This is a genomic window from Microbacterium sp. LWH12-1.2, assembly GCF_040675825.1.
Lineage (GTDB): Bacteria > Actinomycetota > Actinomycetes > Actinomycetales > Microbacteriaceae > Microbacterium.
Genome location: NZ_JBEGIJ010000001.1, coordinates 374,359 through 400,467, shown reverse-complemented (window position 1 = coordinate 400,467; position 26,109 = coordinate 374,359). Strand labels below are relative to the sequence as shown.

The following is a 26,109-nucleotide window of genomic DNA, read 5'->3' as shown; positions in this document are numbered from 1 at the left end:
CGACGACCCGAGATCAGGACGTCTGCGGCTGAAAGCTCCTGATTCGGGGACATCCTCCTGATCTGGGGATGCAGCGACGCCACGGCCGCCCGACGTCAGCCCCGCAACGCGCGGAACGCCGTCGTCACGTAGGGCATGTCGATCGTGCCGTCGCCGAGACCGAGCTCGTCGAAGAACTCGTCCATCTCCCGCTTGATCTGGGCGCGCTCCTCGTCGGATGCGGTGATGAGGTAGCTGCGCGAGAACGCCATGTGGTGCAGTTCCATCCTGCTCATCGGACGGTTCCACTCCCAGCGCCTCGACTCGACCTCGCCGAACGGCTCTGCGACTCGAGGCCCATCCGGACCGTTCACCATGTTCTCCGCGGGGCTGCTGTGCATGATCTCGGTCAGGCGGCGCACCCATTCTTCGCGTTCATCGCGGATGTTCCAGATCAGCCCGAGCACCCCACCGCTGCGCACGACGCGCCCGATCTCGACGTCCGAGGCCTTCGCGAGCACTCGCGTCAACTTGCCCGTGCCCGCACCCACGTCGGCGATCCGGCGTGAACCGTCCGGCATCGGTTCCAGCATCCACGCGACCGCCTCGAACGGATAGTCGGGTCGTCCGACTTCGTACTTGAGTGCTTCTGCGCCGAAGGATGTCGCCTGCTCGCGTGCCATGTCGCCAGCCTACGGCGAGTCTGCGCGATGGCTCCAGGGACGCGGGAGAGAGTTGTGACGTGCCACTGGATTTCACCGCGATCGACTTCGAGACGGCGAACTCCAGCCCCGCCTCCGCCTGCTCCGTCGGACTCGTCCGTGTCCGCGGCGGCGAGGTCGTCGCCACTGCAGGCTGGCTGATCCAGCCGCCCGCCGGGCACGACGATTTCCAGGAATGGAACGTCCGCATCCACGGCATCCGTCCGGAAGACGTGCAGACGGCAGCGACCTGGTCCGAGCAGTTCGACCGCCTCTGCGCGTTCGCCGGCGCCGACGTGCTCGTCGCCCACAACGCCGGATTCGATCTCAACGTCCTGCGTCGCGCCTCCGAGGCCACCGGCGACGAGTGCCCGCCGTTCCGATCGCTGTGCAGCCTGCAGGTCGCCCGCAAGATCTACGACCTCGACTCGTACCGGCTGCCGGTCGCCGCGGCCGCCGCCGGTTTCGGAGATTTCTCGCATCACGACGCTCTCGCGGATGCCCGGGCCTGCGCGCAGATCGTCATCGACGCCGCCCGCCGGTCGGATGCCGCAGACATTCACGCGCTCGCTCAGGTTCTCGGCATCCGGGTGACGGATGCTCCGGCATCCGCCCCGGTGCGCGCCGTCGCCTGACCCCGCCGTTGCGGGCCCCGCGGGCAACCGCACCGGCGACGCCGCGGAGCGCCCCGACCGGAATGTCCGACCCCGGGCGCATCATGAGGATATGGATGCTCCGCTGATCGTCGCTCTTGTCGTCATCGCCCTCGCGGCCGGTGCCGCGGCGGGCTGGTTCCTGCGTGCCTCCCGTGGGGCCGCCGATCTGGCCCGCACGCACGCCGAGCTCGCCGCCGCCCGCGATGATCGCGATCGGCAGTACGACCTGTATCGCGACGCGGTCGAGCACGCGCGCACTGAGCAGCGGGCCGAGGCGCAGCGTGTGCAGCAGCAGAACGCCGTGCTCACCGCACTCGCCCCGGTGCGCGAATCGCTCCAGCAGATGCAGAACAAGGTCGCCTCACTCGAGCAGGAGCGGCATGCCCAGTTCGGCTCGCTGACCGAGCAGCTGCGCCGCGCGCAGGAGTCGGACGAGGCCCTGCGGGCGACGACCGAGACGCTCGCCGGAGCACTGCGCTCGACCACCACCCGTGGGGTCTGGGGCGAGACACAGCTGCGCCGAGTCGTCGAGGCCGCCGGACTCACCCGTCATGTGGATTTCGACCTGCAGTCGACGATCTCCTCCGATCGCGGTCAGGGTCGCCCCGACATGGTGATCCGGCTCGCCGGTGGCGCCTCGATCGCGGTCGACGCGAAGGTCCCCCTCGACGCGTATCTCGAAGCGTCCGCTCTGCCCGGCGGCGACGCCCATGAAGCGCAGCGCCGCGCGCACATGCAGAGGCACGTGAAGGCCGTGCGCGCCCACGTCGACGCGCTCGCCAAGAAGGCGTACTGGTCGGGCCTCGACGCCAGCCCGGAGTTCGTCATCTGCTTCCTGCCCAGCGAGTCTCTGCTTGCGGCGGCCATCGACGAAGACCCGACGCTTCTCGACTATGCGTTCAGCAAGCGCGTCGCCCTCGCATCGCCCGTGAATCTGTGGGCGGTGCTCAAGACGGTCGCGTACACCTGGACCCAGCAGGAGGTCTCCACCGAAGCACGCGCACTGCTGAACCTCGGCACGCAGCTGTACGACCGGCTCGGAACCCTCGCGGGTCACGCCGACGATCTGCGACGAGCGCTCGAGCGCACCGTCGACAGCTACAACCGCTTCGCCGGATCACTGGAGAGTCGCGTCCTCGTCACGGCTCGTCAGTTCCCCGGCATCGACACGACGTCACTGAGCACGGCGCCGCCGACGATCACCGCTCCGACTCGCCGCTTCACCGCAGCCGAGCTGATCGCCGGCACCGACCCGGCCGAAGACGACAACCGCGTCGACGAAACCGGTCAGGAAACCGAAACCGGCCAGGTCACCGAGGCCGGTCAGGAACCCGGTACTGCGGGACTGCAGGCCGACGTCGGAGAAGTACGCGCGCGTCTGCAGGCCGACGCGCCGGATGCCGTGGCCGCGGAGCGCACGCGCGGCCACTGATCCGACGTCTGACGTCACGGCAGCAGAGCGGCTACTGACCCCAGGAGTCGAGCCCGTCGTCTCGGCGGGTCAGGCGATGCCGGGAACGCCGCTGAGCAGGGCGATGACGAGACCGCTGCTCACGAGGAAGGCGCCGATCATCCACCAGGCGCTGAGCTCGTGACCTTCGTCGCGGCGCTTGCGGAACAGCACGTCGGTCCGGCGAGCAGGGTCTGCGTGCGACGCGCCGCCGGCGACGGCACTCACCGTCGCGGCGGGCAGAGAAGCAGCATCCACATCGGCCGGATTGACACGGAGGATGCGACCTGTGTTCGTGGTCACATGCACCACGGGAGCGGCTTTTCCGCCACGATCCTGCTGCGTTGTCATCTGCTTGCCCTCCTGTGCCTGCGGTGCTCGGTGGCCCCGTCGACGGCGACAAACCCAGTCCCAATTGTGACACGAAGCACAAGAAACCGACGGATTCGGGGCGCATCCAGGCGGTACCGGGTCGGTAACGATGGAGCCGTTGCCGTCTCGGTCACCGACCGAAGCGCGGCGTTTCAGGAGGAGAGGACGCCGATCAGAGCCACTTCGAGACGAGATGCTCCGAGGCGATCCGGCGAAGGGTCCCGGAGGCTCCTCGCAGCACGACGCTCTCCGTGTAGAGGTACTCGCCCTCACGGCGGACGCCGTCGACCAGCTGTCCGTCGGTGACGCCCGTCGCGACGAAGATCGTATTGTTGCCGCGCACGAGGTCGTCGGCTTCGTAGACCTTGTCCATGTCAAGCCCTGCGTCGATGCCGCGCTGGCGTTCGTCATCGTCGCGCGGCCACAGCCGCCCCTGGATGTGACCGCCGAGCGCCTTGATCGCGCACGCGGTGACAATACCTTCGGGGCTGCCGCCGACACCGACGCACATGTCTGTGCGGGCTCCGTGACGCGCGGCGTTGATTCCACCGGCGACGTCGCCGTCGCTCATCAGGCGGGTTCCCGCACCGGCATCCCGGATCTCCTGGATCAGCTGCTCGTGACGCGGACGGTTCAGCACCGACACGACGATCTCGTCGACCGGCTTGCCGAGAGCGGCGGCGAGTCTGCGGATGTTCTCCCCGATGGGGAGGCGGATGTCGACGACTCCGACGCCTGCAGGGCCGGTGACGAGTTTGTCCATGTAGAACACACTCGACGCGTCGAGCATCGATCCGCGATCAGAGACCGCGAGAACCGAGAGAGCGTTCTGACGACCGGCCGCCGTGAGCGACGTGCCGTCGATGGGGTCGACGGCGATGTCGCACTCAGGCCCGCGCCCGGTGCCGACGACCTCGCCGTTGAACAGCATGGGGGCGTTGTCCTTCTCGCCCTCGCCGATGACGACGCGGCCCTGGAAGTCGACGGTGCCGAGGAATGCGCGCATGGCATCCACCGCCGCGCCGTCCGCTGCCAGCTTGTCGCCTCGTCCGACGAAGGGCACGGCGCGGATGGCCGCAGCTTCCGTCGCCCTCACCAGCTCCATCGCGAGGTTGCGGTCAGGATGCAGGGGGCTCAGTTCGGCCGTCAGACTCACCATGCGGTCAGCCTAGCGATCGGGTGGTGCGAATCGGGCGCATTTCCCGCCCGATCGAACGAAGGAATCCTGATTCTTAACGGTGGCGTATCTCACCCTTCGTGCGGGCGTCATGCCGACGGCATCCGCACGCCTGCCCCGATAGAGTGACAGCTGTCCCGGCTTTCCCTAACGCAGGAGTTCTCATGCCCGTCGCCACCCCGGATCAGTACGCTGAAATGCTCGACCGCGCGAAGGCCGGCGGCTTCGCGTACCCCGCTTTCAACGTCTCCAGCTCGCAGACGATCAACTCCGTCCTGCAGGGCCTCACCGAGGCCGGCTCCGACGGCATCATCCAGGTCACCACCGGCGGCGCCGACTACTTCGCCGGCCAGACCGTTAAGGCCCGCGCCACCGGCGCCCTCGCGTTCGCCCGTTACGCCACCGAGGTTGCGAAGAACTACCCGGTCACCGTCGCGCTGCACACCGACCACTGCCCGAAGGACGCCCTCGCTGGCTTCGTCGAGCCGCTGATCGCCGCCTCCGAAGAAGAGGTCAAGGCCGGCCGCAACCCGATCTTCCAGTCCCACATGTGGGACGGCTCGGCGGTCCCGCTCGCAGAGAACATCGAGATCGCGCAGCAGCTGCTCCCCCGTATGAAGGCGATCAACGCGATCCTCGAGGTCGAGATCGGCGTCGTCGGCGGCGAAGAGGACGGCGTTCAGCACGAGGGTTCGAACGAGGCGCTGTACACCACCTTCGCCGACGTCGACCAGGCCGTGCAGGCGCTGGGTCTCGGCGAGCAGGGCCGCTACATCGCCGCCCTCACCTTCGGCAACGTGCACGGCGTCTACAAGCCGGGCGGCGTCAAGCTGCGCCCCGAGCTCCTCGGTGAGATCCAGGCCGAGGTCGCGGCGAAGTACAACACCGGCGCGAAGCCCCTCGATCTCGTCTTCCACGGCGGCAGCGGCTCGACCGACGAAGAGATCGCGCTCGCGGTCGCCAACGGCGTCATCAAGATGAACATCGACACCGACACGCAGTACGCGTACACCCGTGCGATCGCCGACTACATGTTCAAGAACTACGACGGCGTCCTGAAGGTCGACGGCGAGGTCGGCAACAAGAAGGTCTACGACCCGCGCGCGTGGGGCAAGGTCGCTGAGACCGCGATGGCGGCTCGCGTCGTCGAGTCGACGCGCCAGCTCGGCTCGCACGGCCAGTCCAAGAGCTGACCCAGTAGTGCCAGAACACGGCTGCCCCCGGCCGCTGCGGCCGGGGGCATCCGTGTTTTCGAGGCAGAGCTGGTTCACGGCCCCCGATACACGTCCAGGATGCTGGGAGCTCCCTCGGGCCGATGCAGAACGACGATCTCGTCACCGGCCTGCACCCGGCCGTGCTGCACGACTCTGAGGTACGGTCCGAGGCGACGCGCCTCGGAGAATCGCTTCACCCATCCGCGCTCGTCATCGCCCCCGACCCAGCGCGCGAAGGTCTGGCACGGAGTGCGGGGCATGGTGACCTCGACGATGACGCTCTCGCCGATCTGCCACTGCTCGCCGACGAGCGCTCGGTTGACGTCGATCCCCTCGGTACGGAGATTCTCGCCGAACCAGCCAGGGGGAAGGTCGCGTCCGAGTTCGCCTGACCAGTAAGCGGCATCCTCTTCGGAATAGGCGTACAGCGCCTTGTCCAGCCCACCGTGGTGCTTGCGATCCGCCTGCACATCGGCGTACACGCCGTACGGACGGATACGGACCGCACCGTCCACCGGGCGCTTGTCGATCGCGGTCGTGCCGATGGAGCCGGCATCCGGCCGAAGCTGATGCACCGCGCACACGGCGACCAGACGCGCGACGGTCACCGCGTCGCCATCGACTCGACGTACGCGATGAAAGCGGGGTCCCCCATCATCGGCACCATGATGCAGATCGACACCACCAATGTGGTCGCGGCGGCACCGACCAGCGGCACCCACCAGCTGAGTTTGCCCTGCCGCAGGCGACGAACGGACAGCAGCGCCGTGAGCGTCCAGCCGACCAGGAGAAGGACCGCAGCGAACGTGCCCCAGAGCCTTCCCTGCGCGAAGTTCGTGAACTCGCCGTCGATGCCGAGGATCTTCATGCTCTCGTTCATCACGGTCGGCAGGTCGAGGTAGGAGATCGCGGTGACGATCACGTTGACGAGTCCGTACGCGAGGAGAGCGATCGTGACGATCCGGTCCACCGGTCGCCTGCGAGCGGAGGTCGCAACGGCCGCGGCTGCAGGTACTGCCGGAGGCATCGAGGGATCAGCCGCATCCTCACCCAGGGGTGGAAGGCCGGCGGCCCTCCGCTGCTCCTCAGGAGTCGCGAGTTCACCGTATTGGGGCAGCTGTCCGGTCATCCGGCAATGCTAACCGCACCGGCCATGGCCGGCTCTCAGGCCGCTACGCGTCGGGGTTGCTGGCGCGTCCGCCGAGGGCCCGGTCGTCACGCTGTCCCGAAGCGTCGTGGCGCAGTTCCTTCGGCAGCGAGAACATGAGGTCCTCCTCCGCGGTGCGCACCTCTTCGACGTCGTTGTACCCGGCATCGCCGAGGGCTGCGAGCACCTCGCGCACCAAGACTTCGGGGACGGATGCTCCGCTGGTGACTCCGACGGTGTTGACGCCGTCGAGCCAGGACTGCTCCACTTCCTCGGCGTAATCGACGCGATAGGCGGCCTTCGCGCCGTACTCCAGAGCGACCTCGACCAACCGCACGCTGTTGGAGGAGTTCGACGATCCCACGACGATGACGAGGTCTGCGTTCGCCGCGACCTTCTTGATCGCCACCTGACGGTTCTGAGTGGCGTAGCAGATGTCATCCGACGGCGGGTTCTGCAATTCGGGGAACCGCAGACGCAGCCGGTTGACCGTCTCCATCGTCTCGTCGACGGAAAGGGTGGTCTGCGACAGCCAGACGACCTTCGACGGGTCCTTCACCACGACGGTGTCGGCCTCGGCCGGCGAGTTAACGATCGTGACGTGGTCCGGAGCCTCGCCCGCGGTGCCCTCGACCTCTTCGTGTCCTTCGTGGCCGATGAGCAGGATCTCGAAATCGTCCCGGGCGAACCGCACGGCCTCGCGGTGCACCTTGGTGACGAGCGGGCAGGTCGCGTCGATCGCGTGCAGGCCGCGATCGGATGCCGCATCGACGACCGCCGGCGACACCCCGTGCGCGCTGAAGACGACGTGCGCACCCTGGGGAACCTCGTCGACTTCCTCGACGAAGATCGCCCCCTTCGCCTCCAGTTCGGTGACGACGTGGATGTTGTGCACGATCTGCTTCCGCACGTAGACCGGCGCGCCGTAGCGCTCGAGGGCCTTCTCGACGGCGACGACAGCGCGGTCGACGCCGGCGCAGTATCCGCGTGGTGCGGCCAGCAGGATCCGCTTCTGTCCGTCGACCGGGTTATCCTGAAGCCGCCCGCTCGCCGCGCGTACGCGTGGGATGCGAGGGACGGGAAGGTGCACAGCAGTCGAGGTCACCTCTCAATTCTACCGGCGCACACCTGAAGAGGGCCGGAGAGCCCTCTGCCTGAACGAACCACCCGACAGGACCCGATGACAGTCTTCGAAGCAGCGACAGGACCCGGCGAGACTCCGCCGGCCGATTCCGTCGCTCCCCGCGAATCGACTGCCGACGCACCCACCTCGGTCGCTCGGTTGAATGCGACGATCCGCGATTTCGTCGCCCGCTGGAACACGGTGTGGGTCGAGGGCGAGATCACCAGCTGGAACATGCGATCCGGCAATGTCTTCGCCCGCCTCAAGGACACGCAGTCGGACGCGCAGATCTCCATCCGGATCTGGTCGAGCGTGCGGGCGCGGATCCCCGCCGATCTCGGGATCGGCGATCACGTCGTCGCCGCGGTGAAGGCGGACTACTTCGTCAAGAGCGGCGACTTCAGCTTCACGGTCGCGGCGATGAAGCACGTCGGGCTCGGCGATCAGCTGGAGCGGCTGGAGAAACTGCGCATCCAACTGCGCCAGGAGGGCCTTTTCGATCCGGCCCGCAAGAAACGCCTCCCCTTCCTCCCGCACGTGATCGGACTGATCACCGGCGAGAAATCCGACGCCGAGAAGGATGTGCACCGCAACGCCGAACTGCGTTGGCCTCAGGTGCGGTTCCGCACCGAATACGCGGCCGTGCAGGGGGACCGCTGCGTTCCGGAGACCCTCGCCGCGCTCAAGAAACTCGACGCCGATCCGGAGGTCGACGTCATTATCATCGCTCGCGGCGGCGGTGACCCGCAGACCCTGCTCGGGTTCAGCGACGAACGCATCGTGCGAGCGGTGGCCGCGGCATCCACCCCGATCGTCAGCGCGATCGGCCACGAGAACGACCATCCGCTGCTCGACGACGTCGCCGACCTGCGCGCTTCGACGCCGACGGATGCCGCCAAGCGTGTGGTCCCAGACGTCGGCGAGCAACGTGCCCTCATCGCGCAGCTCCGTTCCCGCGTCACCACGCGCCTCACCCAGCGGCTTTCGCACGACATCGCCCAACTGGAGCAGCTGCGTTCACGGCCGGTGCTGCGCTCCCCCGCGCCGATCATCGACTCCCGCTCGCAGGAGGTCTGGTTGCTCCTCTCCCGCGGACGGGACATCGTCACCCGCGAGCTGGACACAGCCGGCCGCAAGACCACCGAACTCCGCGCCTCACTGCGCGCTTTGTCTCCGGCTGCGACGCTCGCCCGCGGTTACGCGATCGCGCACCTCGAGGGCGGCGTCATCCTCCGCGACGCGGCCGATGCTCCGGCCGGCAGCGCGCTCACGATCACGGTCGACCGGGGTTCGGTCGCCGCCCGCTCCGAAGGCGAGATCCCGGAGAGCACCTGACGCTCCGGATGCGGCGCACCGTCACCCCCGGTCGTTGAGCGAGCGAAGCGAGACGAAACGCGCCGATCCGACCCTCGAGGCTGGAGGGACGCGTTTCGTCTCGGTCGCTCCGCTCCCTCGCTCAACGACCAGCAGGCCCAGCCGTGTCCGTTGCACGCCGTAGGATGGAGGGGTGAGCGCGCTGAACGACACCCCTATGGAGACGCTGTCGTTCGAGGCCGCTCGTGACGAGCTCGTCCGCGTCGTCGCCGAGCTCGAACAGGGCGCACCGACGCTCGAACATTCGCTGGCGCTCTGGGAGCGCGGCGAAGCACTGGCCGCTCGCTGCGAAGAGTGGCTGCTGGGCGCGAAGCGCCGGCTGGACGCGGCACGGGATGCAGCATCCGACTCCCCGACCTCCGGCGGCGACGCCTCATGAGCAAGCCCCCGCCGATCGTCGCCGAGCTCGGCCGTCCGGAGACACCGGACGAGACCGCGGCACGTAAGGCCGCGTCGAGCAAGACGTATCGGTCGAGCCAGAACGTCCGCAACCTCGTTGCGGCGCTTCTGGTGACGCTGGCGATCGTCGCCGTCATCATCTTCGCGGTGCCCCGCGGTGAGCCGGTGGCCGCCGAGCGCATCGACGTCGCCGGCATCGCCGAGAACGTCGAGTCGACGCTGGAGAGCCCGGTCATCGTTCCGGAGCTCGGCAAGTTCTGGCGTGTGAACGCCGCCGAGCTGCAGAGCGGGGAGACCGTCGTCTGGAACGTCACCCTCGCTCCGGCCGCGCAGGATGAGCGCGGATTCATCCGGCTCGCCCAGGCCTTCGACGCCGACTCGTCCTGGGCCCCGCAGCGGCTGAACGGCATCGCTCCCACCGACACCGTGCGCATCGGCGGCCTCGAGTGGGACGTGTTCGGAATCGGCGACTCCGCCAAAGACAACGTCAGCTACGCGATCGGCACTCAGGCCGGCGACGACTACGTGCTGCTGTACGGCTCGATGTCGGCCGAGACCACGACAGACCTCGCCGAATCCATCGTCCCGCAGATCCGCGCCCTCTCGGAGACCTCATGACACTTCGACTCACACCATCGGCCGCCTGGCAGGAGATGCAGGAGGGAAACCGACGGTTCGTGAACGACGAGCCGCGGCATCCGAATCAGAATGTCGAACGTCGCAACGACCTCGTCGCCGCGCAGTACCCGATGGCGACCCTGTTCGGATGCTCGGACTCCCGCCTCTCGGCCGAGATCATCTTCGACAAGGGGCTCGGCGACCTATTCGTCGTACGCAACGCCGGCCAGGTCATCGGGGAGTCGATCATCGGCAGCCTGGAGTACTCGGTCGAGGTTCTCCAGGTCCCGCTGATCGTCGTCCTCGCCCACGATGCCTGCGGAGCCGTCGGTGCTGCCATCGCGGGCACCGCGATCGACGCGAAACCCCTGCCGCCGCACATCTGGAAACTCATCGCCCCGATCATCCCCGCCGCGCGCAAGGTCCTGGCCGAGCAGGGCGGATCCTCGCCGGCCGACATCGACGCCGAGATGGTCGGACGCGAGCACCTGCGCAACACCGTGGCAGACCTGCTGCAGTCATCCGAGCTCATCAGCCAAGCCGTCGCCGACGGCCGACTGGGCATCGTGGGCGCCAACTACCGACTCAGCGAGGGCACGGCCGTGCCCATCGTCTCCGTGGGGCTCGCGATCGACGCGGGCTCCGAGATCCCGGCCTGAGGGCCCAACGTCACATCTGGAGGAACAGCAGTGACCGAAATCGAGTACCGCATCGAGCACGACACCATGGGCGAAGTGCGGGTTCCCGTGAACGCCCTGTACGGGGCGCAGACCCAGCGAGCGGTGGAGAACTTCCCCATCTCCGGCAAGGGTCTGGAGTCCACGCAGATCGCCGCACTGGCGCGGATCAAGAAGGCTGCAGCGCTCGCGAACAAGGAGCTGGGCACCCTCGACGGTGCGATCGCCGACGCGATCGCCGCGGCGGCCGATCAGGTCGCCTCGGGCGTGCATGACGCCGAATTCCCGGTCGACACCTACCAGACCGGATCCGGCACGTCGTCGAACATGAACATGAACGAGGTGCTCGCCTCGCTGGCGACCGGCATCCTCGGTGCGAACGTGCACCCGAACGACCATGTGAACGCCTCGCAGTCGTCGAACGACGTGTTCCCGACTTCGGTGCACATCGCCGTCACTCAGGCGCTCATCGACACGCTCATCCCGTCGCTCGACCACCTCGCCGTCGCCCTCGAGGCGAAGGCCGTGCTGTGGAAGGATGCCGTCAAGTCGGGTCGCACGCACCTGATGGACGCGACTCCGGTCACCCTCGGCCAGGAGTTCGGAGGCTATGCCCGTCAGATCCGCCTCGGCATCGAGCGCGTGCAGTCGGCACTCCCCCGCGTCGCCGAGGTTCCACTCGGCGGCACCGCCGTCGGCACCGGTATCAACACGCCTCTCGGCTTCCCGCAGAAGGTCATCGCGCTGCTCGCGGCCGAGACCGAACTGCCGATCACCGAGGCGAAGGACCACTTCGAGGCTCAGGCGAACCGCGACGGTCTCGTCGAGGCATCCGGCGCCCTGCGCACCATCGCCGTCTCACTGACGAAGATCAACAACGATCTGCGCTGGATGGGCTCCGGCCCCAACACCGGACTCGGCGAGCTGCACATCCCCGACCTGCAGCCTGGGTCCTCGATCATGCCCGGCAAGGTCAACCCGGTCGTTCCCGAGGCCGTGCTCATGGTCTGCGCTCGGGTGATCGGCAATGACGCGACGGTCGCGTGGGCCGGAGCATCCGGTTCCTTCGAGCTCAACGTCGCCATCCCGGTGATGGGCACCGCCCTGCTCGAGTCGATCCGCCTGCTCGCGAACGCCTCGCGCGTGCTCGCCGACAAGACGATCGACGGTCTCCAGGCCAACCTCGAGCGCGCGGCCGCGTTCGCCGGCATGAGCCCGTCGATCGTGACGCCGCTGAACAAGCTCATCGGCTACGAGGCCGCGGCGAAGATCGCGAAGCACTCGGTCGCGAACGGCATCACCGTGCGCGACGCCGTGATCGACCTCGGATACGTCGAGCGCGGTGAGCTCACGCTCGAGCAGCTGGACGAGAAGCTCGACCTGCTGTCGATGACCCACCCGGGCTGACACACCCTGCGAAACGCGGATGCCGCGAGGACTCGTTCCTCGCGGCATCCGCGTTTCTGCATTCTCGCCTTGTCACAGCTGTCGGACGTTGTTGCACCTGCAGGACGTTTGCTGCCGCAGCATCCGACACCTGCAACAACGTCCGCCAGGTGCGACATCCCACTCCTCCTGCACAAACAGCGATAGGCAGCAATCGATCCACAACGCACGCTCCGCCGTCCACGCAATGCTCTCGACCAGCATCCTGAGGGGATGTTGAAACCGGCAGCCCTCATCACTCAGCTGGGCGGCGTCGCCCGCGGAACGCAACTGCAGCAGTTCGGGGTGTCGCGGACCGCGCTCTCGCGAGAGGTCGCGGCCGGACGCATCGACCGCCTGCGTACCGGCGTGTTCGCGGCACCGCAGGTGTCGGAGGATCTCCGGAGTGCGGCCGCCCATGGCGGGCAGCTCACCTGCACGTCGCTTCTCCGTCTGCAGCGGATCTGGGTTCTGCCCGAGACGACGGAGCCGCATGTGTGGATGGGCACCAAGGGCAGGGTGCATCGGCACGCGGGCTGCGCGTGCATCAGCCATTTCTACCGGGGAAAGGCCGAGATCGGCCCGGCTTCGATCGAGCGAGCCCTGGTTCACCTCTACAGATGCCAGGGCGATGAGGCGTTCTTCGCAGCCTTCGAATCGGCATGGATGCTTCGCCGGCTCTCGACTGCGGGCCGCTTCCGCATCCGCGCTTCCCTTCCTGCATCCGCTCGCTGGCTTGTCGACCTCGCCCGTTCGGATGCCGAGAGCGGCCTGGAATCGCTGCTCCGCCTGCGGCTCCACATCCTGGGCATCGCGCTGACCTGTCAGGTGCGGATCGCCGGCGTCGGGAGGGTGGATTTCCTCGTCGGCACCCGGCTCATCCTCGAGGTCGACGGCAGAGAGAATCATGATGGCGAGACGAACAGGCACAAAGATCTGGTGCGGGATGCCGCGGCATCCCGTCTCGGCTACGAAACCCTCCGCTTCGACTACGCGCAGGTGATCCACGATTGGCCCACGGTTCAGGCGGCGATCCTCGGTGCCCTCCGCCGGCTTCGGGACCACGCCTGATCCACCGCATCCGTCGGACGTTGTTGCAGGTGTCGGATGCCGGGGCAGAAGACGTCCGACAGGTGCAACAACGTCCGACAGGCGTGACGCCGTTCCGGCCGCAGACGCCCCCAGACACACCTCCAGCAACACGATCGGCCTTTTCTCCGCCTTCGGTACAGCCCGATTTCTCCTGAGGTTCACCTGCCGGACACCCGGGCTTGGTCTGCTGGGGCACGAGCGCTCTGCTCCCCCGAACACCCCCGCTTGAGGAGTCCCCGTGGTCATGAACATCGGTCGAACGAGCCTGCCCATGGCAGGTCACGTGCGAGGCAAGCGCAGTGCAGTCACCTGCCACCTGAAGTGCGCGAACGCGTGCGCGGACGGGGTGTGCAACACCTCGTCGAACGGCTACCTCCGCGACATCATCGACGCACAGCTGTCCCGCCGTTCCGTACTCGGCTTCGGTGCCGCCGCCGTCGCGAGCATCGTGCTCGCCCCCGCGCTGACCGGTGCGCAGTCCGCCACCGCCGCGTCGGGTGTGCCGATGGCTCCCGTCGGAGCGACCGGCGCTTTCGGATTCACGCCGATCGACCCGGTCGCTTACACGGTCGACAGCTTCGTCGTCCCCACCGGCTTCGACTGGGCGCCGATCATCCGCTGGGGCGATCCGATGTTCAACGACAGCCCCGCCTTCGACGCGGCCGACCAGACGCCCGAGGCTCAGGCACGACAGTTCGGCTACAACGTCGACTACACAGATGTGATCCGGACGTCGCCCACCACGGCGATCCTGTTCGTCAACCACGAGTACACCAATGAGGGAATCATGTTCCCCGCCGACCAGCTCGCCGGAGACCTCGACCGGGTGCGCCGCGTCGGCCTGAAGGCCCACGGCCTCAGCGTGGTCGACCTCACCCGCGCCGACGAGACGGCCTCCTGGAGCCCGGTGGTCGGCGGCCAGCGCAATCGTCGTTTCCTCGATGACACGCCCTACGCCTTCACCGGCCCGGCTGCCGGCTCGGCGCTGCTGCAGACCGCCGCAGATCCTGCCGGCACGACGCCGCTCGGCACCTTCGGCAACTGCTCCGGCGGCACGACGCCCTGGGGCACGATCCTCAGCGGCGAGGAGAACTTCAACGGTTACTTCCGTTCGGTCGGCACGTCGGCCAGCGATCAGCGCTACGGCCTGAAGGATGCCGAGACCGCCCGCGGCTGGGAGCACGTCGACCCGCGGTTCGACGCCCGCGCACCCGGGTTCGAGAACGAGGTCAACCGATTCGGCTGGATCGTCGAGATCGACCCGACGGACCCGACTTCGGTGCCTCGCAAGCACACCTCCCTCGGACGCCTCAAGCACGAGGGCGCGAACGTCATCATCGCGAAGAACGGCAAGGCCGTCGCCTACACGGGCGACGATGAGCGCTTCGACTACCTGTACAAGTTCGTCTCGCGCGACTCGTTCATCGAGGGCGACCGGGCGCACAACATGACACTGCTCGAGAACGGCGACCTCTACGTCGCCCGCTTCGCCGGCGACTCGCCTGCGGTCGAGATCGACGGATCCGGCGCCGTGCCCTCGGACGGCGGATTCGGCGGCAGCGGCCAGTGGCTGCCGTTGGTCGTCGGCGGTGCGTCCGTCGTCGAGGGGATGTCGGTCGAGGAGGTCCTCGTCTATACGCGCCTCGCTGCGGACAAGGTCGGTGCGACGAAGATGGACCGCCCGGAGGACGTCGAGCCGAACCCTGTCACCGGCCGTGTCTACGTCGCGTGCACCAACAACACCAAGCGCGGTACTGCCGGCTCGGCGGGCCCCGACGAGGTCAACCCGCGCAACGAGAACCGCGACGGCCACGTGATCGAGATCACCGAGGCCGGTGGCGATCAGACGGCGACGGCGTTCTCGTGGACGCTCCTCCTCGTCGCAGGCGACCCCGCGACGAACTCGACCGCGTACTTCTCCGGCTTCCCGGCCGATCAGGTCTCTCCGATCTCCTGCCCCGACAACCTCGCGTTCGACAGCGCCGGAAACCTGTGGATCTCCACCGACGGTGCGCCCGGCGTCATCGGCTACAACGACGGCCTGTTCCGCGTGACGTTGGACGGACCGGAGCGCGGCAACGTCGAGCAGTTCCTGTCGGTGGCCCGCGAGGCCGAGACCTGCGGTCCGGTCATCCACGACGATGAGCAGCGCGTCTTCGTCTCGGTTCAGCACCCGGGCGAAGACGGCAGCTACGAGCAGCCGACCTCGCAGTTCCCGGACTCGATGCGCCCCGCCCCGCTCGCGGGCGCCGGCGGAGGGACGCTGAACATCCCTCGGCCGTCCGTGGTCCAGGTCTTCCCGCTGGACATCGAGCCCACACCGACGCCGACCCCCACGGTGGATCCGTCACCGACGCCCTCGCCGACCGTCACCCCGGGCACGCCCGGAACACCGGGAACCCCCGGCACGCCAGGGACGAAGCCGGGAACCGGGCAGCTGCCCGCGACAGGTGCCGACCCGCTCGGCGGGATCCTTGCCGGCGCCGGGCTGCTGGCCGCCGCGGGCATCGCGTTCCTCAGCCGCCGCAAGCGTGAAGCCGAAGCGCCCGACGCAGAGGCCTGAGCTCACCCGGATGCCGCGCGGACTCGCTCCGCGCGGCATCCGTGTTCCCTCCCGCGGGCATCAGCGACAGCGGCGGATGCCCCGTCACACACGACAGCGGATGCCGCCCTCCGGACGGCATCCGCTGTCGATGTCTGTTCAGCTGAGCTCGCCGCCCTCCAGCAGCTCCGTGACAAGAGCGGCGATCGCCGAGCGCTCCGATCGCGTCAGGGTGACGTGACCGAACAGGTCGTGCCCCTTGAGCGTCTCGATCACGCTGGCGATGCCGTCGTGGCGACCGACCCGGAGGTTGTCGCGCTGACCGACATCGTGGGTCAGGACCACGCGCGAGTTCTGCCCCATCCGGCTCAGCACCGTCAGCAGGACGTTGCGCTCCAGCGACTGCGCCTCGTCGACGATCACGAAGGCGTCGTGCAGCGAACGACCGCGGATGTGAGTGAGCGGCAGGACCTCGAGGATGCCCCGCTCGAGGACCTCCTCGACCACGTTGCCGGAGACCACCGAGCCGAGCGTGTCGAAGACCGCCTGACCCCAGGGCCCCATTTTCTCGCCCTGGTCGCCGGGAAGGTACCCGAGCTCCTGCCCGCCGACGGCGAACAGCGGCCGGAAGACGATGATCTTCTTCTGCTGCTGTCGTTCGAGTACGGCTTCGAGACCCGCGCACAGTGCCAGTGCCGATTTACCGGTGCCGGCCCGTCCACCCAGCGAGACGATACCCACCTCGGGATCGAGGAGCAGGTCGATCGCGATCCGCTGCTCGGCCGAGCGCCCGTGCATTCCGAAGATCTCTCGATCACCGCGCACCAGCCGGTACTCACCGTCGCCGGTGACCCGCCCGAGTGCGGAGCCCCGTTCGGAGTGGATGATCAAACCGGTGTTGACCGGGATGCCGCGCGCCTCCTCGCTGATGCCGACTTCACTCTCGTAGAGGTCGCTGATGTCATCACCGGAGATGTCGAGGTTCGAGATGCCGGTCCAGCCGGAATCGATGGCCTGCTCGGCGAGGTACTCCTCCGCCCGGAGTCCGAGAGACGCCGCCTTCACCCGCATCGGCAGGTCCTTCGAGACGATCGTCACCTCCTGACCGTCCTGGGAAAGGTGCATGGCCACCGAGAGGATGCGGCTGTCGTTGTCGCTGAGTCGGATGCCGACCGGCAGCACCGACTGGTCGGTGTTGCCGAGCTCGACGCGGAGGGTACCGCCTTCGCCGACCTCGACCGGGAAATCCAGCCGGCCGTGCTCGACGCGCAGATCATCGAGGTGCCGAAGAGCCTGACGCGCGAAGTAGCCGATCTCCGGGTCGTTCCGCTTGCCTTCGAGCTCGCTGATGACGACGACCGGAAGCACGACCGAATGCTCGGCGAATCGGAAGAACGCCTGCGGGTCGCTCAGCAGCACGGACGTGTCGAGCACATACGTGCGCAGATCCTGATCCGGATCTGCTGAGGACGACCGTCGCGCGGTCTTTCGGGTGGCCTGCTGCGCGGTGCTGGCGGACTGCTGCGCTGTACGTGTGGTCACGACCCACTCCCGACCCGGGATGTTTCCCGGCTATGCGAACGAGTCGACCAGGGGGCCACGAGTCGCGATCCTGAAGGCCGACCCGATCGGGCGCCATGCCCGATGCCTAGAAGGTACGACGCCGCACCGACATACGTCGGGCTCGACACGCCAGCAATCGGTTACGCGCTGATTAACGTCTCGTTGCCGTATGCCGCAATCGCCTCGTCGAGCATCCGGAATGTCTCGCTGTCGGTGCCCGCGTGCGGCGCGATCCGCACAGTCTCGCCCCGCGCCGTCATCACGACTCCGGCGTTGGTGAGCGCCGCCGCCATGCGCGCCGGCGCCTCCGGAGCGAGCGCGACGATGCCCGCACGCGCGTCGCGTTCCCGCGGAGAGCGCACCTCGATCCCGTGACGGTCTGCGATCTCGATCACCGCGTCGACCTGCTCGGCCAGACGCGCCTCGATGAGCGAAATGCCGACATCGTGCATCTCGCGGAGACCGACCGCGAGGCGCGCCGCAGCGAGGTGGTCGGGGGAACTGATCGTGTAAGCCTGAGCGGATGCCGCCGGGGCCGGCAGCTCATCGACGAAGAGTCCCTCCGCCACTGTGCCGGTGATACCGCTCAGCACCGGAGCGATGCGTTCTCGTGCCCGCGACGAGAACCAGGCGAAACCCGTGCCGCGGCCGGCGCGAAGCCACTTGTAGCCGTGTCCGACCACGACGTCCGCCGCTGAGTAGTCGTCATCGAGGATGCCGAAGGATTGCACGGCGTCGACGATGAGCAGACGGTCCGGGCCCAGGGCCTCGCGGAGCGCCGCGAGATCCGTGCGGTACCCGGTGCGGAAGTCGACGTGGCTGACGGCGAGCGCGGTGACATCGTCGTCGAGCGCTTCGGCGACGGCATCCGGTGTCACCCGCATGCCCGCCGGTGTGATCCAGCGGGCGGTCAGTGCCCCGGAAGAGGCCTGCGCTGCGCGTTCCAGCGTCAGACTGACGCTCGGGAACTCGCCGGTCGAGGCGATCACATGCCCGCTGAGTCCGTACAGCGCCTGCATGAGCCCGTGCGTCGACGACGGCTGCAGCGTCACGTCCGCAGCATCCGCCCCGAGCAGCGCCGCCACCAGCTCCTGCGCCTGACCGATCCGCTCGGCCACCAGTGCCACCGACGATGGGCGGCCGCTGCCGAGCAGATCCGCATCTGCGAAGACCTCCGCGCGCACCGATGGCGCGAGCGGTCCGAACGCCGCCCAGTTGAGGTAGCCCGGCTCGCCGCCGAAGCTTGCGAGGTAGTCGTCGAAAGTGCTCACCGCGACATTGTGGCACGGTGCGCTTTCGACCGGCTCGGCGCGCCGGCGTCCGATCAGCGCCCGAAGCGGCGATCGCGGTCGCTGTAGTCCCTGATCGCACGCAGGAAGTCGACCTGGCGGAGATCCGGGCCCAGCGCCTCAACGAAGTAGAACTCGCTGTGCGCGCTCTGCCAGAGCAGGAAATCGCTGAGTCTCTGCTCCCCGCTGGTGCGGATCACGAGGTCGGGATCGGGCTGTCCGCCGGTGTACAGATGTTCGCCGATCATCTCGGGGGTGAGGTGTGCGGCGAGGTCTTCCAGGGTGCCGCCGGATGCCTCGTGTGCGGCGATGATGCTGCGCACGGCGTCGACGATCTCGTTCCGTCCGCCGTAGCCGACGGCGAGGTTCACGTGGAGTCCGGTGTGCGTGCGGGTCCGGGCCTCGGCATCGGCGAGCACGCGCGCGAGCTCCGGCGGAAGGATGTCGGCCCTGCCGACGTGCTTGACCCGCCAGTTGCCTTCTCGCGACAGCGCTTCTGCCAGTTCCGCGATGATCTCGATGAGGTCGTCGAGTTCCGCCGAGTCGCGTTTGCGCAGGTTGTCGCTGGAGAGCAGGTACAGCGACACCACGCGCACACCCAGTTCATCGCACCACCCGAGGAACTCGCGCATCTTCGCTGCTCCGGCTCGATGCCCCTCTGCGGCGCTGTCATAGCCGAGTTGGCGGGCCCATCGACGATTGCCGTCGATCATCATCGCGACGTGGTGCGGAACGGATGCCGGATCGAGGTGTCGACGCAGCCGGTTGCTGTAGAGCCGGTACAGCGGCCCTCGCCCCTGGCTGTCGCGTGAAATCACCTCCCTACGCTATCGCGCCCGCGCTGAATGCGAGTGGCACGGATGCTGACGGTATGTGCAGATCCCGGCATGGTCGCACGCCTAGAGTGAGCACGTGAGCACTCCTACGCCGCCCGATGTCCCTCAGCTGCCGCTCATGGCGGAAGCGCAGCATGATGCGCAGGCCGAGATCAGGCCGACCTGGCGCGGATGGATCCATGCGGGCACCTTCCCGGTCGCGATCATCGCCGGCATCGTCCTCATCGCTCTCGCACAGGGGGCTCCGGCGAAGTGGTCCGCTGCCGTGTTCATGGCGACGTCATTGCTGCTGTTCGGCAACTCCGCGCTCTACCACCGGTTCGACTGGGGTCCGAAGACGAAGGCGGTGCTGAAGAGGATCGATCACGCCAACATCCTCCTGCTCATCGCCGGCACCTACACGCCGATCGCGACGCTGGCGCTGCCTCCGGAGAAGGGCGGACTGCTGCTGATCCTGGTGTGGTCCGGGGCTCTGCTCGGCATCCTGTTCCGCGTCTTCTGGATCAATGCACCGCGCTGGCTGTACGTCGCGCTCTACCTCGTGCTCGGTTGGGCGGCCGTGATGTACATGGCCGATCTCCTGTACGCGAACGCGACGATGATGGTGCTCGTCGTGATCGGCGGTCTGCTCTACACGGGCGGGGCGATCGTCTACGCGATGAAGAAGCCGAACCCCTGGCCAGGGCACTTCGGTTTCCACGAGATCTTCCACGTGTGCACGGTGCTCGCGTTCCTGTGCCACTGGTTCGCGTGCCTGCTCATCGCGCTGGATCCGCTGGCACCCTCACTCGGCCTGCCCGGCGCCGGAGGCTGATCAGGTGGCGCGCGGGTCGTCGTCGCTTTCACGAACGATCGGCAGATCTGCGTCGGTCTCTGTGGCCTCATCAGCCGCGTGGGCAGCCTGCTCGGCGTCGAGCTCGACCCTGACCTCTTCGCGGTAGCGGACGCGACGGATGCGGCGGTTCATGTCCCAGATCAGCAGGATCACGGCGATCAGCACGATCACGATCACGGCGAAGCCCACGAATCCGGGAGTGACCGCTTCCGGCGCGACCGTCATGGTCGGCGTCGGCATCGGAGTCTCGGTCCCGGTGAGAACGAGCATGAGTCCGCCTTTCGTGCGCAGGTCGCATAACCTGGAACCACCAGCCTAACGACCGGAAGACCCCCACTGTGACGACCGCACGAGAGCTCGACGAACGCTATGGCCGCACCCGTCGGCGGCGGATGCCGTGGATCGTCGGCGGTGCCATCGCCGTGCTCGCTGTCGGTGCGCTCAGCTGGTCGACGGTGAGCCAGTCGATGAGCTCGGTCGATGCCGACGATCTGGGCTTCGATCTCGTCGACGCGCACCGCGTAGACCTGCGATTCCAGATCAGCGGTGTCCAGGGCAAGGACGTGGTCTGCGTCCTGGAGGCCCTCGACGAGGAGTTCGGCGTGGTGGGCTGGAAAGTGGTCGAGATCCCGGCCGGCGAGGGCCATACGCGGAGCCTTTCCGAGACCATCCCCACCGTCGCGGCGGCCACGACAGGTTTGGTGAACACCTGCTGGGTCGCTTAGACTCGAGCCACACAGACGACGCCCTGGCACGTGCCGGGGCGTCTTGGCATATCCCCCGCAGGACGTCGGCGGATACCGATAGAAGGAGCTTCGTCATGTCCATCGACGCTCAGGTTCCCTTCCTCACGCAGGAAGCGTATGACCGGCTCGTCGCCGAGCTGGAGCACTTGTCCACCACCGGGCGCGAGGAGATCGCGAAGCGCATCGAAGCGGCTCGCGAAGAGGGCGACCTCAAGGAGAACGGCGGCTACCACGCCGCCAAGGACGAGCAGGGAAAGCAGGAGGCGCGCATCCGCACCCTGCAGGGTCTGCTGAAGACGGCCAAGGTCGGCGAGGCACCGGCCAGCCGCGGTATCGTCGAGCCCGGAACCGTCGTCACCGCGAACGTGGCCGGCGGCGAAGAGGTGTTCCTCCTCGGCAGCCGTGAGATCGCTGCGGGCAGCGACCTCGACGTCTACAGCGAGGCCAGCCCGCTCGGACAGGCCATCCTCGGTCTCAAGGTCGGCGAGAAGTCCTCCTACGAGGCCCCGAACGGCAAGTCGATCGCCGTCGAGATCGTCAACGTGGAGACCTACACCGGCTGAGCCGGCCCCCATCCGCACGAATGCCCCCGGATCCGTGGATCCGGGGGCATTCGTCTGCCGATAGAGTGCCGCCGGACTCAGTCCGGAACCACGACCGGTTCGAAACCGGCGCGGCGCAGCGTGTCCAGCGTGTGCTCGGAGTGCTCAGGTCCGCGCGTCTCGACGCTGAGCTCGAGGATGACCTCGCTGATCTGCAGGCCGTGCCCGTGCCTGGTGTGCATGGCCTCCATGACGTTCGCCCCCGCCTCGGCGATGAGCTCGGACACCCGGGCCAGCTGGCCGGGGCGGTCAGGAAGAGGAATGCGGAGCGTGAGGTAACGGCCGGATGCCGCCAGCCCGTGCGACACGACGCGCTGCAGGAGCAGCGGGTCGATGTTGCCGCCGGAGAGCACGGCCATGGTCACACCGGTCGCGGATACCTTGCCGGCCAGGATCGCCGCGACTCCCGCGGCGCCGGCGGGCTCGACGACGACCTTCGCCTGCTCGAGGAGCACGAGGATGGCGCGCGCCAGATCGTCGTCCGAGACGGTGACGACCTCGTCGACCAGATCCTTGATGATGTCGAACGGGATGGCGCCAGGTCGCGCCACGAGGATGCCGTCGGCGATGGTCGGGCGGGTCACGATGTCGACCGGGTGTCCGGCCTCGAGCGAAGGCGGCATCGCGGCCGCATTCTCGGCCTGCACGCCGATGATCCGCACTTCCCGCCCGAGCTCGGCGGCACGCGCCTTGACCGCGGCTGCCACGCCGGCGATGAGGCCGCCGCCGCCGATGCCGAGGACGATGGTGTCGACGTTCGGGGCGTCTTCGAGCAGTTCGAGGCCGAGCGTCCCCTGGCCGATCACCACGTCGCGGTGATCGAAGGGGTGGATGAGGACAGCCCCGGTGCGCTCGGCGAAATCGGCCGCCAGGCGCAGCGACGTCGCCACGGTCTCACCCTCGAGCACGACATCCGCTCCGTAGCCGCGGGTGGCGAGGAGCTTGGGCACCGGCACACCGAGCGGCATGAAGATCGTGGCCGAGATACCGAGCGCCTGGGCGGCGAGAGCGACACCCTGCGCGTGGTTGCCTGCGGATGCCGCGACCACGCCGCGTGCGCGTTCCTCTGCGGTGAGCCGGGAGAGCCGGTACGCGGCACCGCGGATCTTGAACGACCCCGTGCGCTGCAGGTTCTCCATCTTCAGCAGGACGGGCGCCCCGAGCACGTCCGACAGTGCCCGGGAGGGCAGCGTCGGCGTGTGGGTGATCATCTCGGCAAGGCTGCGTGCTGCTTCCTCGAACTCGTTCAGGCCGGGAACTGCGGTCATCGATTGCTCCTCCGCCGCTGTCGCGGCACTGTGCTCCAGATCAGGTCACCCTGCGGGACGTCGCCGGTTCGCCAGGAGCCGGACGTCAATGTCACGGCCACGACGTTGACGAATGCCGCGAGCGGCACCGCGAAGAGGGCGCCGGGGATCCCGCCGATCATCGCACCGCCGGCGACCACGAGGACGACGGCGAGCGGATGCACCTTCACGGCGGATCCCATCAGGATCGGCTGCAGGATGTGTCCTTCGACCTGCTGCACGCCGAGGACGACCACGAGCATCCAGAGCGCGATCCACGGACCGTTGTAGACCAGCGCGAGGAAGACCGCGATGGCGCCGGTGGCGACGGCTCCGACGATCGGGATGAACGATCCGAGGAAGACCAGGACGGCGACCGGCAGCGCCAGCGGCACCTGCAGCAGGAACGCGCCGAGTCCGATGCCGATCGCGTCGATCGTGGCCACGAACAGCTGGGTCCTGGCGTAGTTGACGATGGTCTTCCACCCGTTGCGGGCAGCTCCGTCGATGGCGGGCTGGGCGTTGCGGGGGAAGATCTTGACCGTCCAGCGCCAGATGCCCGCGCCGTCGGCGAGGAGGCAGACCAGCACGAACAGGGAGAGCAGCGCACCGGTGACGACGTGCCCGAGGGTGGAGCCGACCGCAAGGGCTCCGGACCACAGCGCCTGCCCCTGCTCCTCGATCAGAGCCTGGGCCTGAGCGAGGTAGTCGTCGATCTGGTCACCGGTCAGGTGCAGCGGCCCTTCGCGGAGCCAGGTCTGGAAATTCTCGATCGACTGAGCCGTGCTCGTCTGCACTTCCGGGAGTTCCACACGGATCTGCCAGACGACCAGCCACATCAGACCCGTGACGATCGCGAGAGTGCCGAGGATCGACAAAGCGACAGCCAGCCAGCGCGGGAACCCTCGGCGGAGCATCCATTCGAAGGCCGGCCAGAGCAGAGCGGTGATCAGGATCCCCACCATCAGCGGGATCACCAGGAGCTTGAGCGTGATGACGAGCCAGATGAAGACGCCGATCGCGGCGGCGAGTATCAGCAGCCGCCAGGCATACCCGGCCCCGACGCGCAGCCCGTGTGGGACGGCCTCGTCGGCTTCGGTCGTCACCGTGCGCTCCGTCGAGATCGGGCGCGGGCGGAAGAGGTCTCTCAGTCTCGGTCGCAGCGGATCGCTCATCCGGTCAGTCTAGAGCGCACGTCCTGGCGACTGCTGACCGCAGGGTCCGGCTGACCGGTGATGTCCGCGGGCGCCGATACGCTGGCGAAGTGACCGAGACCCTCAACTCCGCGCAGGCGCGCCGGATCGCGCTGGCTGCTCAGGGATTCACGCGATCGCGCCCGTCATCGGTCGCATCGCGTCATGTGCATCGCGTGATGGACCGCCTCGGAGTGCTGCAGATCGACTCGGTGAACGTGTTCGCACGCTCCCACTACCTGCCGCTGTTCTCCCGCCTCGGGTCCTACGATCCGGCTCTGCTCGACCGGGTCTTCCTCTCGCGCACCACGCATTATGTCGAGTACCTCGCTCACGAGGCCACCTTCATCCCCGTCGAGGACTGGCCGCTCTGGCAGTTCCGGATGGATGACTTCCGCCGGCGCTGGTCGAGTGAGGACTCCTGGGTGAGCGCCAACGCCCGGACACTGAGCTGGGTGCAGGACGAGCTTCGCGTCCGCGGTCCGCTGCGCCCGGCCGATCTCCGTGCTGATGCACCACGTGAGCGCGGCACCTGGTGGGACTGGGACGACGTCAAGCTCGCGCTGGAGCACATGTGGCGCACCGGTGACGTCGCGATCAGCGGACGCCGCGGATTCGAGCGCACATACGCCCTCGCCGAGCAGGTGATCCCCGACCGCATCCGGTCGCAGGAGGTCTCACGTGCCGACGCGATCCGCGAGCTCGTGCGGCGTGCGGCGCAGTCGTCGGGAGTCGCCACCCAGGCCGACCTCGCGGACTACTACCGACTGCGCGATCGCGTCGCGGTGACAGCCGCGATCGCCGACCTCGTCGACACCGGCGAACTCGTGCCGGTCAGCGTGCGGGGGTGGGAGCGGGGCGGTCGCCCGCTTCCTGCCTGGCGGCACCGCGATGCCGTGCTCCCCCGGCGGGTGGATGCCGCTGCGGTGCTCACTCCCTTCGACCCGGTGGTGTGGTTCCGCGATCGCGCGCTGCGCGTCTTCGAGCTCGACTACCGGATCGAGATCTATGTGCCGGCGGACAAGCGCCGATACGGCTACTACTCGCTTCCCGTCCTCGTCGGCGATCGGATCGTGGCTCGCGTCGACCTCAAGGCCGATCGCGCCGCCTCAGCGCTGCGCGTGCAGTCCGCGTGGTGGGAGCCGCAGGCCCGCCCGGAGGACGCGGTGCCGATCGCCGCCGAGCTCGCGCTGGCTGCCTCCTGGCAGGGACTGGAGCATGTCTCGGTCTCGGGCTGGGGTGACGCCGCCGACAGCGTGTATCAGGCGCTTCAGGCCCTCGGTGGAGCGCCGGTGACCCGGCACGTGCACCCACGGGAGACCGCCTCATGACGAGGCGCCGCGGATGGGCGATCGGCACGGCCGTCGCCGTGCTGCTGCTCGGTGGCGCCGCGGTGTGGATCTGGCAGTCCTCAACGGCGCCCTCCGCCGTGGAGACTCCTCCGTCGCGCTCGTCGCCCGCTCCGAAGGTGACGGCGGCGTCCATCGAGCAGGTTCAAGAGCTCGTCGACGAGCACCTCGAGGAATGCGCGAGAAGCACGAGAAGCGCGCCACCGGAGGGCTGCGGCATCCGGATCCCGTGGGGTACCGAGTTCTCGGCGGTTTCCGGCGTCCGGTACCGCATCGAGAAGCTGCCGACCGTCGAACTCGACGGAGACGAATTCACTGCGGACGGCGGCATCCTCGTCGCCACCGTGACCGGCACCGGCCAGGACGGCGCACCTCGCACCGAAACCTACCGGAGCGAGACCTGGGCGGTGCGCGGCGACGTGGATGTCACCGACGAAGGGATCGAGATCTCAGTGTGGTGAGGT

At 68.0% G+C, this 26,109-nt stretch carries 27 protein-coding genes; 15 read left to right on the top strand and 12 right to left on the bottom strand.

Annotation, left to right across the window (positions count from 1 at the left end):
- Positions 1–95 precede the first annotated feature (95 nt).
- Positions 96–662 (bottom strand): SAM-dependent methyltransferase, encoded by a 567-nt coding sequence (locus MRBLWH12_RS01815; RefSeq protein WP_363545458.1) that lies wholly within the window; start codon positions 660–662, stop codon positions 96–98.
- Positions 663–721: 59 nt separating this feature from the next.
- Between MRBLWH12_RS01815 and MRBLWH12_RS01810 the strand changes: the two genes are divergently transcribed.
- A complete protein-coding gene (locus tag MRBLWH12_RS01810) occupies positions 722–1,315 on the top strand; it encodes a 3'-5' exonuclease (protein WP_363545456.1) in 594 nt (197 codons plus the stop codon).
- A 91-nt stretch (positions 1,316–1,406) separates the two neighbouring features.
- Positions 1,407–2,768: a DNA recombination protein RmuC gene (locus MRBLWH12_RS01805; RefSeq protein WP_363545453.1), complete on the top strand. Its 1,362-nt coding sequence runs from the start codon at positions 1,407–1,409 to the stop codon at positions 2,766–2,768.
- Positions 2,769–2,837: 69 nt separating this feature from the next.
- Here the strand turns inward: MRBLWH12_RS01805 and MRBLWH12_RS01800 are convergent, their stop codons facing one another.
- Both MRBLWH12_RS01800 and glpX read right to left on the bottom strand, forming a co-directional pair.
- Positions 2,838–3,137 (bottom strand): hypothetical protein, encoded by a 300-nt coding sequence (locus MRBLWH12_RS01800; RefSeq protein ID WP_341975420.1) that lies wholly within the window; start codon positions 3,135–3,137, stop codon positions 2,838–2,840.
- Between the two features lie 193 nt (positions 3,138–3,330).
- Complete coding sequence (glpX, locus tag MRBLWH12_RS01795; RefSeq protein ID WP_363545451.1) at positions 3,331–4,317, bottom strand: class II fructose-bisphosphatase; 987 nt, start codon at positions 4,315–4,317, stop codon at positions 3,331–3,333.
- A 182-nt stretch (positions 4,318–4,499) separates the two neighbouring features.
- Between glpX and fbaA the strand changes: the two genes are divergently transcribed.
- Positions 4,500–5,528 (top strand): class II fructose-bisphosphate aldolase, encoded by a 1,029-nt coding sequence (gene fbaA, locus MRBLWH12_RS01790; RefSeq protein WP_363545448.1) that lies wholly within the window; start codon positions 4,500–4,502, stop codon positions 5,526–5,528.
- Positions 5,529–5,602: 74 nt separating this feature from the next.
- Here the strand turns inward: fbaA and MRBLWH12_RS01785 are convergent, their stop codons facing one another.
- From MRBLWH12_RS01785 to MRBLWH12_RS01775, 3 genes are read right to left on the bottom strand one after another with little or no spacing between them, the layout of a single operon-like run.
- Positions 5,603–6,157 carry an MOSC domain-containing protein gene (locus tag MRBLWH12_RS01785; RefSeq protein WP_341975423.1) on the bottom strand — a complete coding sequence of 185 codons (555 nt, stop codon included), beginning with the start codon at positions 6,155–6,157 and terminating at the stop codon, positions 5,603–5,605.
- Positions 6,154–6,678: a DUF6264 family protein gene (locus tag MRBLWH12_RS01780; RefSeq protein WP_341975424.1), complete on the bottom strand. Its 525-nt coding sequence runs from the start codon at positions 6,676–6,678 to the stop codon at positions 6,154–6,156. Before MRBLWH12_RS01780 ends, MRBLWH12_RS01785 begins: the two co-directional genes overlap by 4 nt.
- A gap of 43 nt (positions 6,679–6,721) precedes the next feature.
- Positions 6,722–7,765 carry a 4-hydroxy-3-methylbut-2-enyl diphosphate reductase gene (locus tag MRBLWH12_RS01775; RefSeq protein WP_407359302.1) on the bottom strand — a complete coding sequence of 348 codons (1,044 nt, stop codon included), beginning with the start codon at positions 7,763–7,765 and terminating at the stop codon, positions 6,722–6,724.
- A 111-nt stretch (positions 7,766–7,876) separates the two neighbouring features.
- Here MRBLWH12_RS01775 and xseA point away from each other — a divergent pair, with 111 nt between their 5' ends.
- The 7 genes from xseA to MRBLWH12_RS01740 all read left to right on the top strand — a co-directional run bounded on the left by xseA (position 7,877) and on the right by MRBLWH12_RS01740 (position 15,967).
- A complete protein-coding gene (gene xseA, locus MRBLWH12_RS01770) occupies positions 7,877–9,154 on the top strand; it encodes an exodeoxyribonuclease VII large subunit (RefSeq protein ID WP_363545445.1) in 1,278 nt (425 codons plus the stop codon).
- 196 nt (positions 9,155–9,350) lie between these two features.
- Positions 9,351–9,572 carry an exodeoxyribonuclease VII small subunit gene (locus MRBLWH12_RS01765; protein WP_341978475.1) on the top strand — a complete coding sequence of 74 codons (222 nt, stop codon included), beginning with the start codon at positions 9,351–9,353 and terminating at the stop codon, positions 9,570–9,572.
- Positions 9,569–10,210 (top strand): DUF4245 family protein, encoded by a 642-nt coding sequence (locus MRBLWH12_RS01760; protein ID WP_363545443.1) that lies wholly within the window; start codon positions 9,569–9,571, stop codon positions 10,208–10,210. The genes MRBLWH12_RS01765 and MRBLWH12_RS01760 overlap by 4 nt, the downstream gene beginning before the upstream one ends.
- On the top strand, positions 10,207–10,869 hold the full coding sequence (locus MRBLWH12_RS01755; RefSeq protein ID WP_363545441.1) for a carbonic anhydrase: 663 nt from the start codon (positions 10,207–10,209) through the stop codon (positions 10,867–10,869). The genes MRBLWH12_RS01760 and MRBLWH12_RS01755 overlap by 4 nt, the downstream gene beginning before the upstream one ends.
- A 30-nt stretch (positions 10,870–10,899) precedes the next feature.
- On the top strand, positions 10,900–12,294 hold the full coding sequence (locus MRBLWH12_RS01750) for a class II fumarate hydratase (RefSeq protein ID WP_363545438.1): 1,395 nt from the start codon (positions 10,900–10,902) through the stop codon (positions 12,292–12,294).
- Between the two features lie 252 nt (positions 12,295–12,546).
- Positions 12,547–13,383, top strand: coding sequence for a DUF559 domain-containing protein (locus tag MRBLWH12_RS01745; RefSeq protein ID WP_363545436.1), 837 nt, complete (start codon positions 12,547–12,549; stop codon positions 13,381–13,383).
- Positions 13,384–13,648: 265 nt separating this feature from the next.
- Positions 13,649–15,967, top strand: coding sequence for a PhoX family protein (locus MRBLWH12_RS01740; RefSeq protein WP_363551278.1), 2,319 nt, complete (start codon positions 13,649–13,651; stop codon positions 15,965–15,967).
- Between the two features lie 138 nt (positions 15,968–16,105).
- Here the strand turns inward: MRBLWH12_RS01740 and MRBLWH12_RS01735 are convergent, their stop codons facing one another.
- The 3 genes from MRBLWH12_RS01735 to MRBLWH12_RS01725 all read right to left on the bottom strand — a co-directional run bounded on the left by MRBLWH12_RS01735 (position 16,106) and on the right by MRBLWH12_RS01725 (position 19,613).
- Positions 16,106–17,488, bottom strand: coding sequence for a PhoH family protein (locus MRBLWH12_RS01735; RefSeq protein ID WP_414684901.1), 1,383 nt, complete (start codon positions 17,486–17,488; stop codon positions 16,106–16,108).
- Between the two features lie 161 nt (positions 17,489–17,649).
- Positions 17,650–18,780: an aminotransferase class V-fold PLP-dependent enzyme gene (locus tag MRBLWH12_RS01730; RefSeq protein WP_363545434.1), complete on the bottom strand. Its 1,131-nt coding sequence runs from the start codon at positions 18,778–18,780 to the stop codon at positions 17,650–17,652.
- A gap of 53 nt (positions 18,781–18,833) precedes the next feature.
- Positions 18,834–19,613, bottom strand: coding sequence for an isoprenyl transferase (locus tag MRBLWH12_RS01725; protein ID WP_341978479.1), 780 nt, complete (start codon positions 19,611–19,613; stop codon positions 18,834–18,836).
- Between the two features lie 139 nt (positions 19,614–19,752).
- Here MRBLWH12_RS01725 and trhA point away from each other — a divergent pair, with 139 nt between their 5' ends.
- Positions 19,753–20,448 (top strand): PAQR family membrane homeostasis protein TrhA, encoded by a 696-nt coding sequence (gene trhA, locus MRBLWH12_RS01720; protein ID WP_341978481.1) that lies wholly within the window; start codon positions 19,753–19,755, stop codon positions 20,446–20,448.
- Here the strand turns inward: trhA and MRBLWH12_RS01715 are convergent, their stop codons facing one another.
- Positions 20,449–20,739 carry a hypothetical protein gene (locus MRBLWH12_RS01715; protein WP_363545432.1) on the bottom strand — a complete coding sequence of 97 codons (291 nt, stop codon included), beginning with the start codon at positions 20,737–20,739 and terminating at the stop codon, positions 20,449–20,451.
- A 68-nt stretch (positions 20,740–20,807) separates the two neighbouring features.
- Between MRBLWH12_RS01715 and MRBLWH12_RS01710 the strand changes: the two genes are divergently transcribed.
- Both MRBLWH12_RS01710 and greA read left to right on the top strand, forming a co-directional pair.
- Positions 20,808–21,194, top strand: a complete 387-nt coding sequence (locus MRBLWH12_RS01710; protein ID WP_341975435.1) for a DUF4307 domain-containing protein — start codon at positions 20,808–20,810, stop codon at positions 21,192–21,194.
- Positions 21,195–21,289: 95 nt separating this feature from the next.
- Positions 21,290–21,778, top strand: coding sequence for a transcription elongation factor GreA (greA, locus tag MRBLWH12_RS01705; protein ID WP_102192396.1), 489 nt, complete (start codon positions 21,290–21,292; stop codon positions 21,776–21,778).
- A 77-nt stretch (positions 21,779–21,855) separates the two neighbouring features.
- Here greA and ilvA read toward each other — a convergent pair whose 3' ends face one another.
- Both ilvA and MRBLWH12_RS01695 read right to left on the bottom strand, forming a co-directional pair.
- On the bottom strand, positions 21,856–23,085 hold the full coding sequence (gene ilvA, locus MRBLWH12_RS01700) for a threonine ammonia-lyase (RefSeq protein ID WP_341975437.1): 1,230 nt from the start codon (positions 23,083–23,085) through the stop codon (positions 21,856–21,858).
- Positions 23,082–24,278, bottom strand: a complete 1,197-nt coding sequence (locus tag MRBLWH12_RS01695) for an AI-2E family transporter (RefSeq protein WP_363545428.1) — start codon at positions 24,276–24,278, stop codon at positions 23,082–23,084. The genes ilvA and MRBLWH12_RS01695 overlap by 4 nt, the downstream gene beginning before the upstream one ends.
- A gap of 89 nt (positions 24,279–24,367) precedes the next feature.
- On the opposite strand from MRBLWH12_RS01695, the gene MRBLWH12_RS01690 reads away from it, so the two are divergent.
- Entirely contained in the window at positions 24,368–25,627 is a 1,260-nt protein-coding gene (locus MRBLWH12_RS01690; protein ID WP_363545425.1) for a winged helix-turn-helix domain-containing protein, read from the top strand.
- Complete coding sequence (locus MRBLWH12_RS01685; protein ID WP_363545421.1) at positions 25,624–26,106, top strand: hypothetical protein; 483 nt, start codon at positions 25,624–25,626, stop codon at positions 26,104–26,106. The genes MRBLWH12_RS01690 and MRBLWH12_RS01685 overlap by 4 nt, the downstream gene beginning before the upstream one ends.
- Positions 26,107–26,109 lie beyond the last annotated feature (3 nt).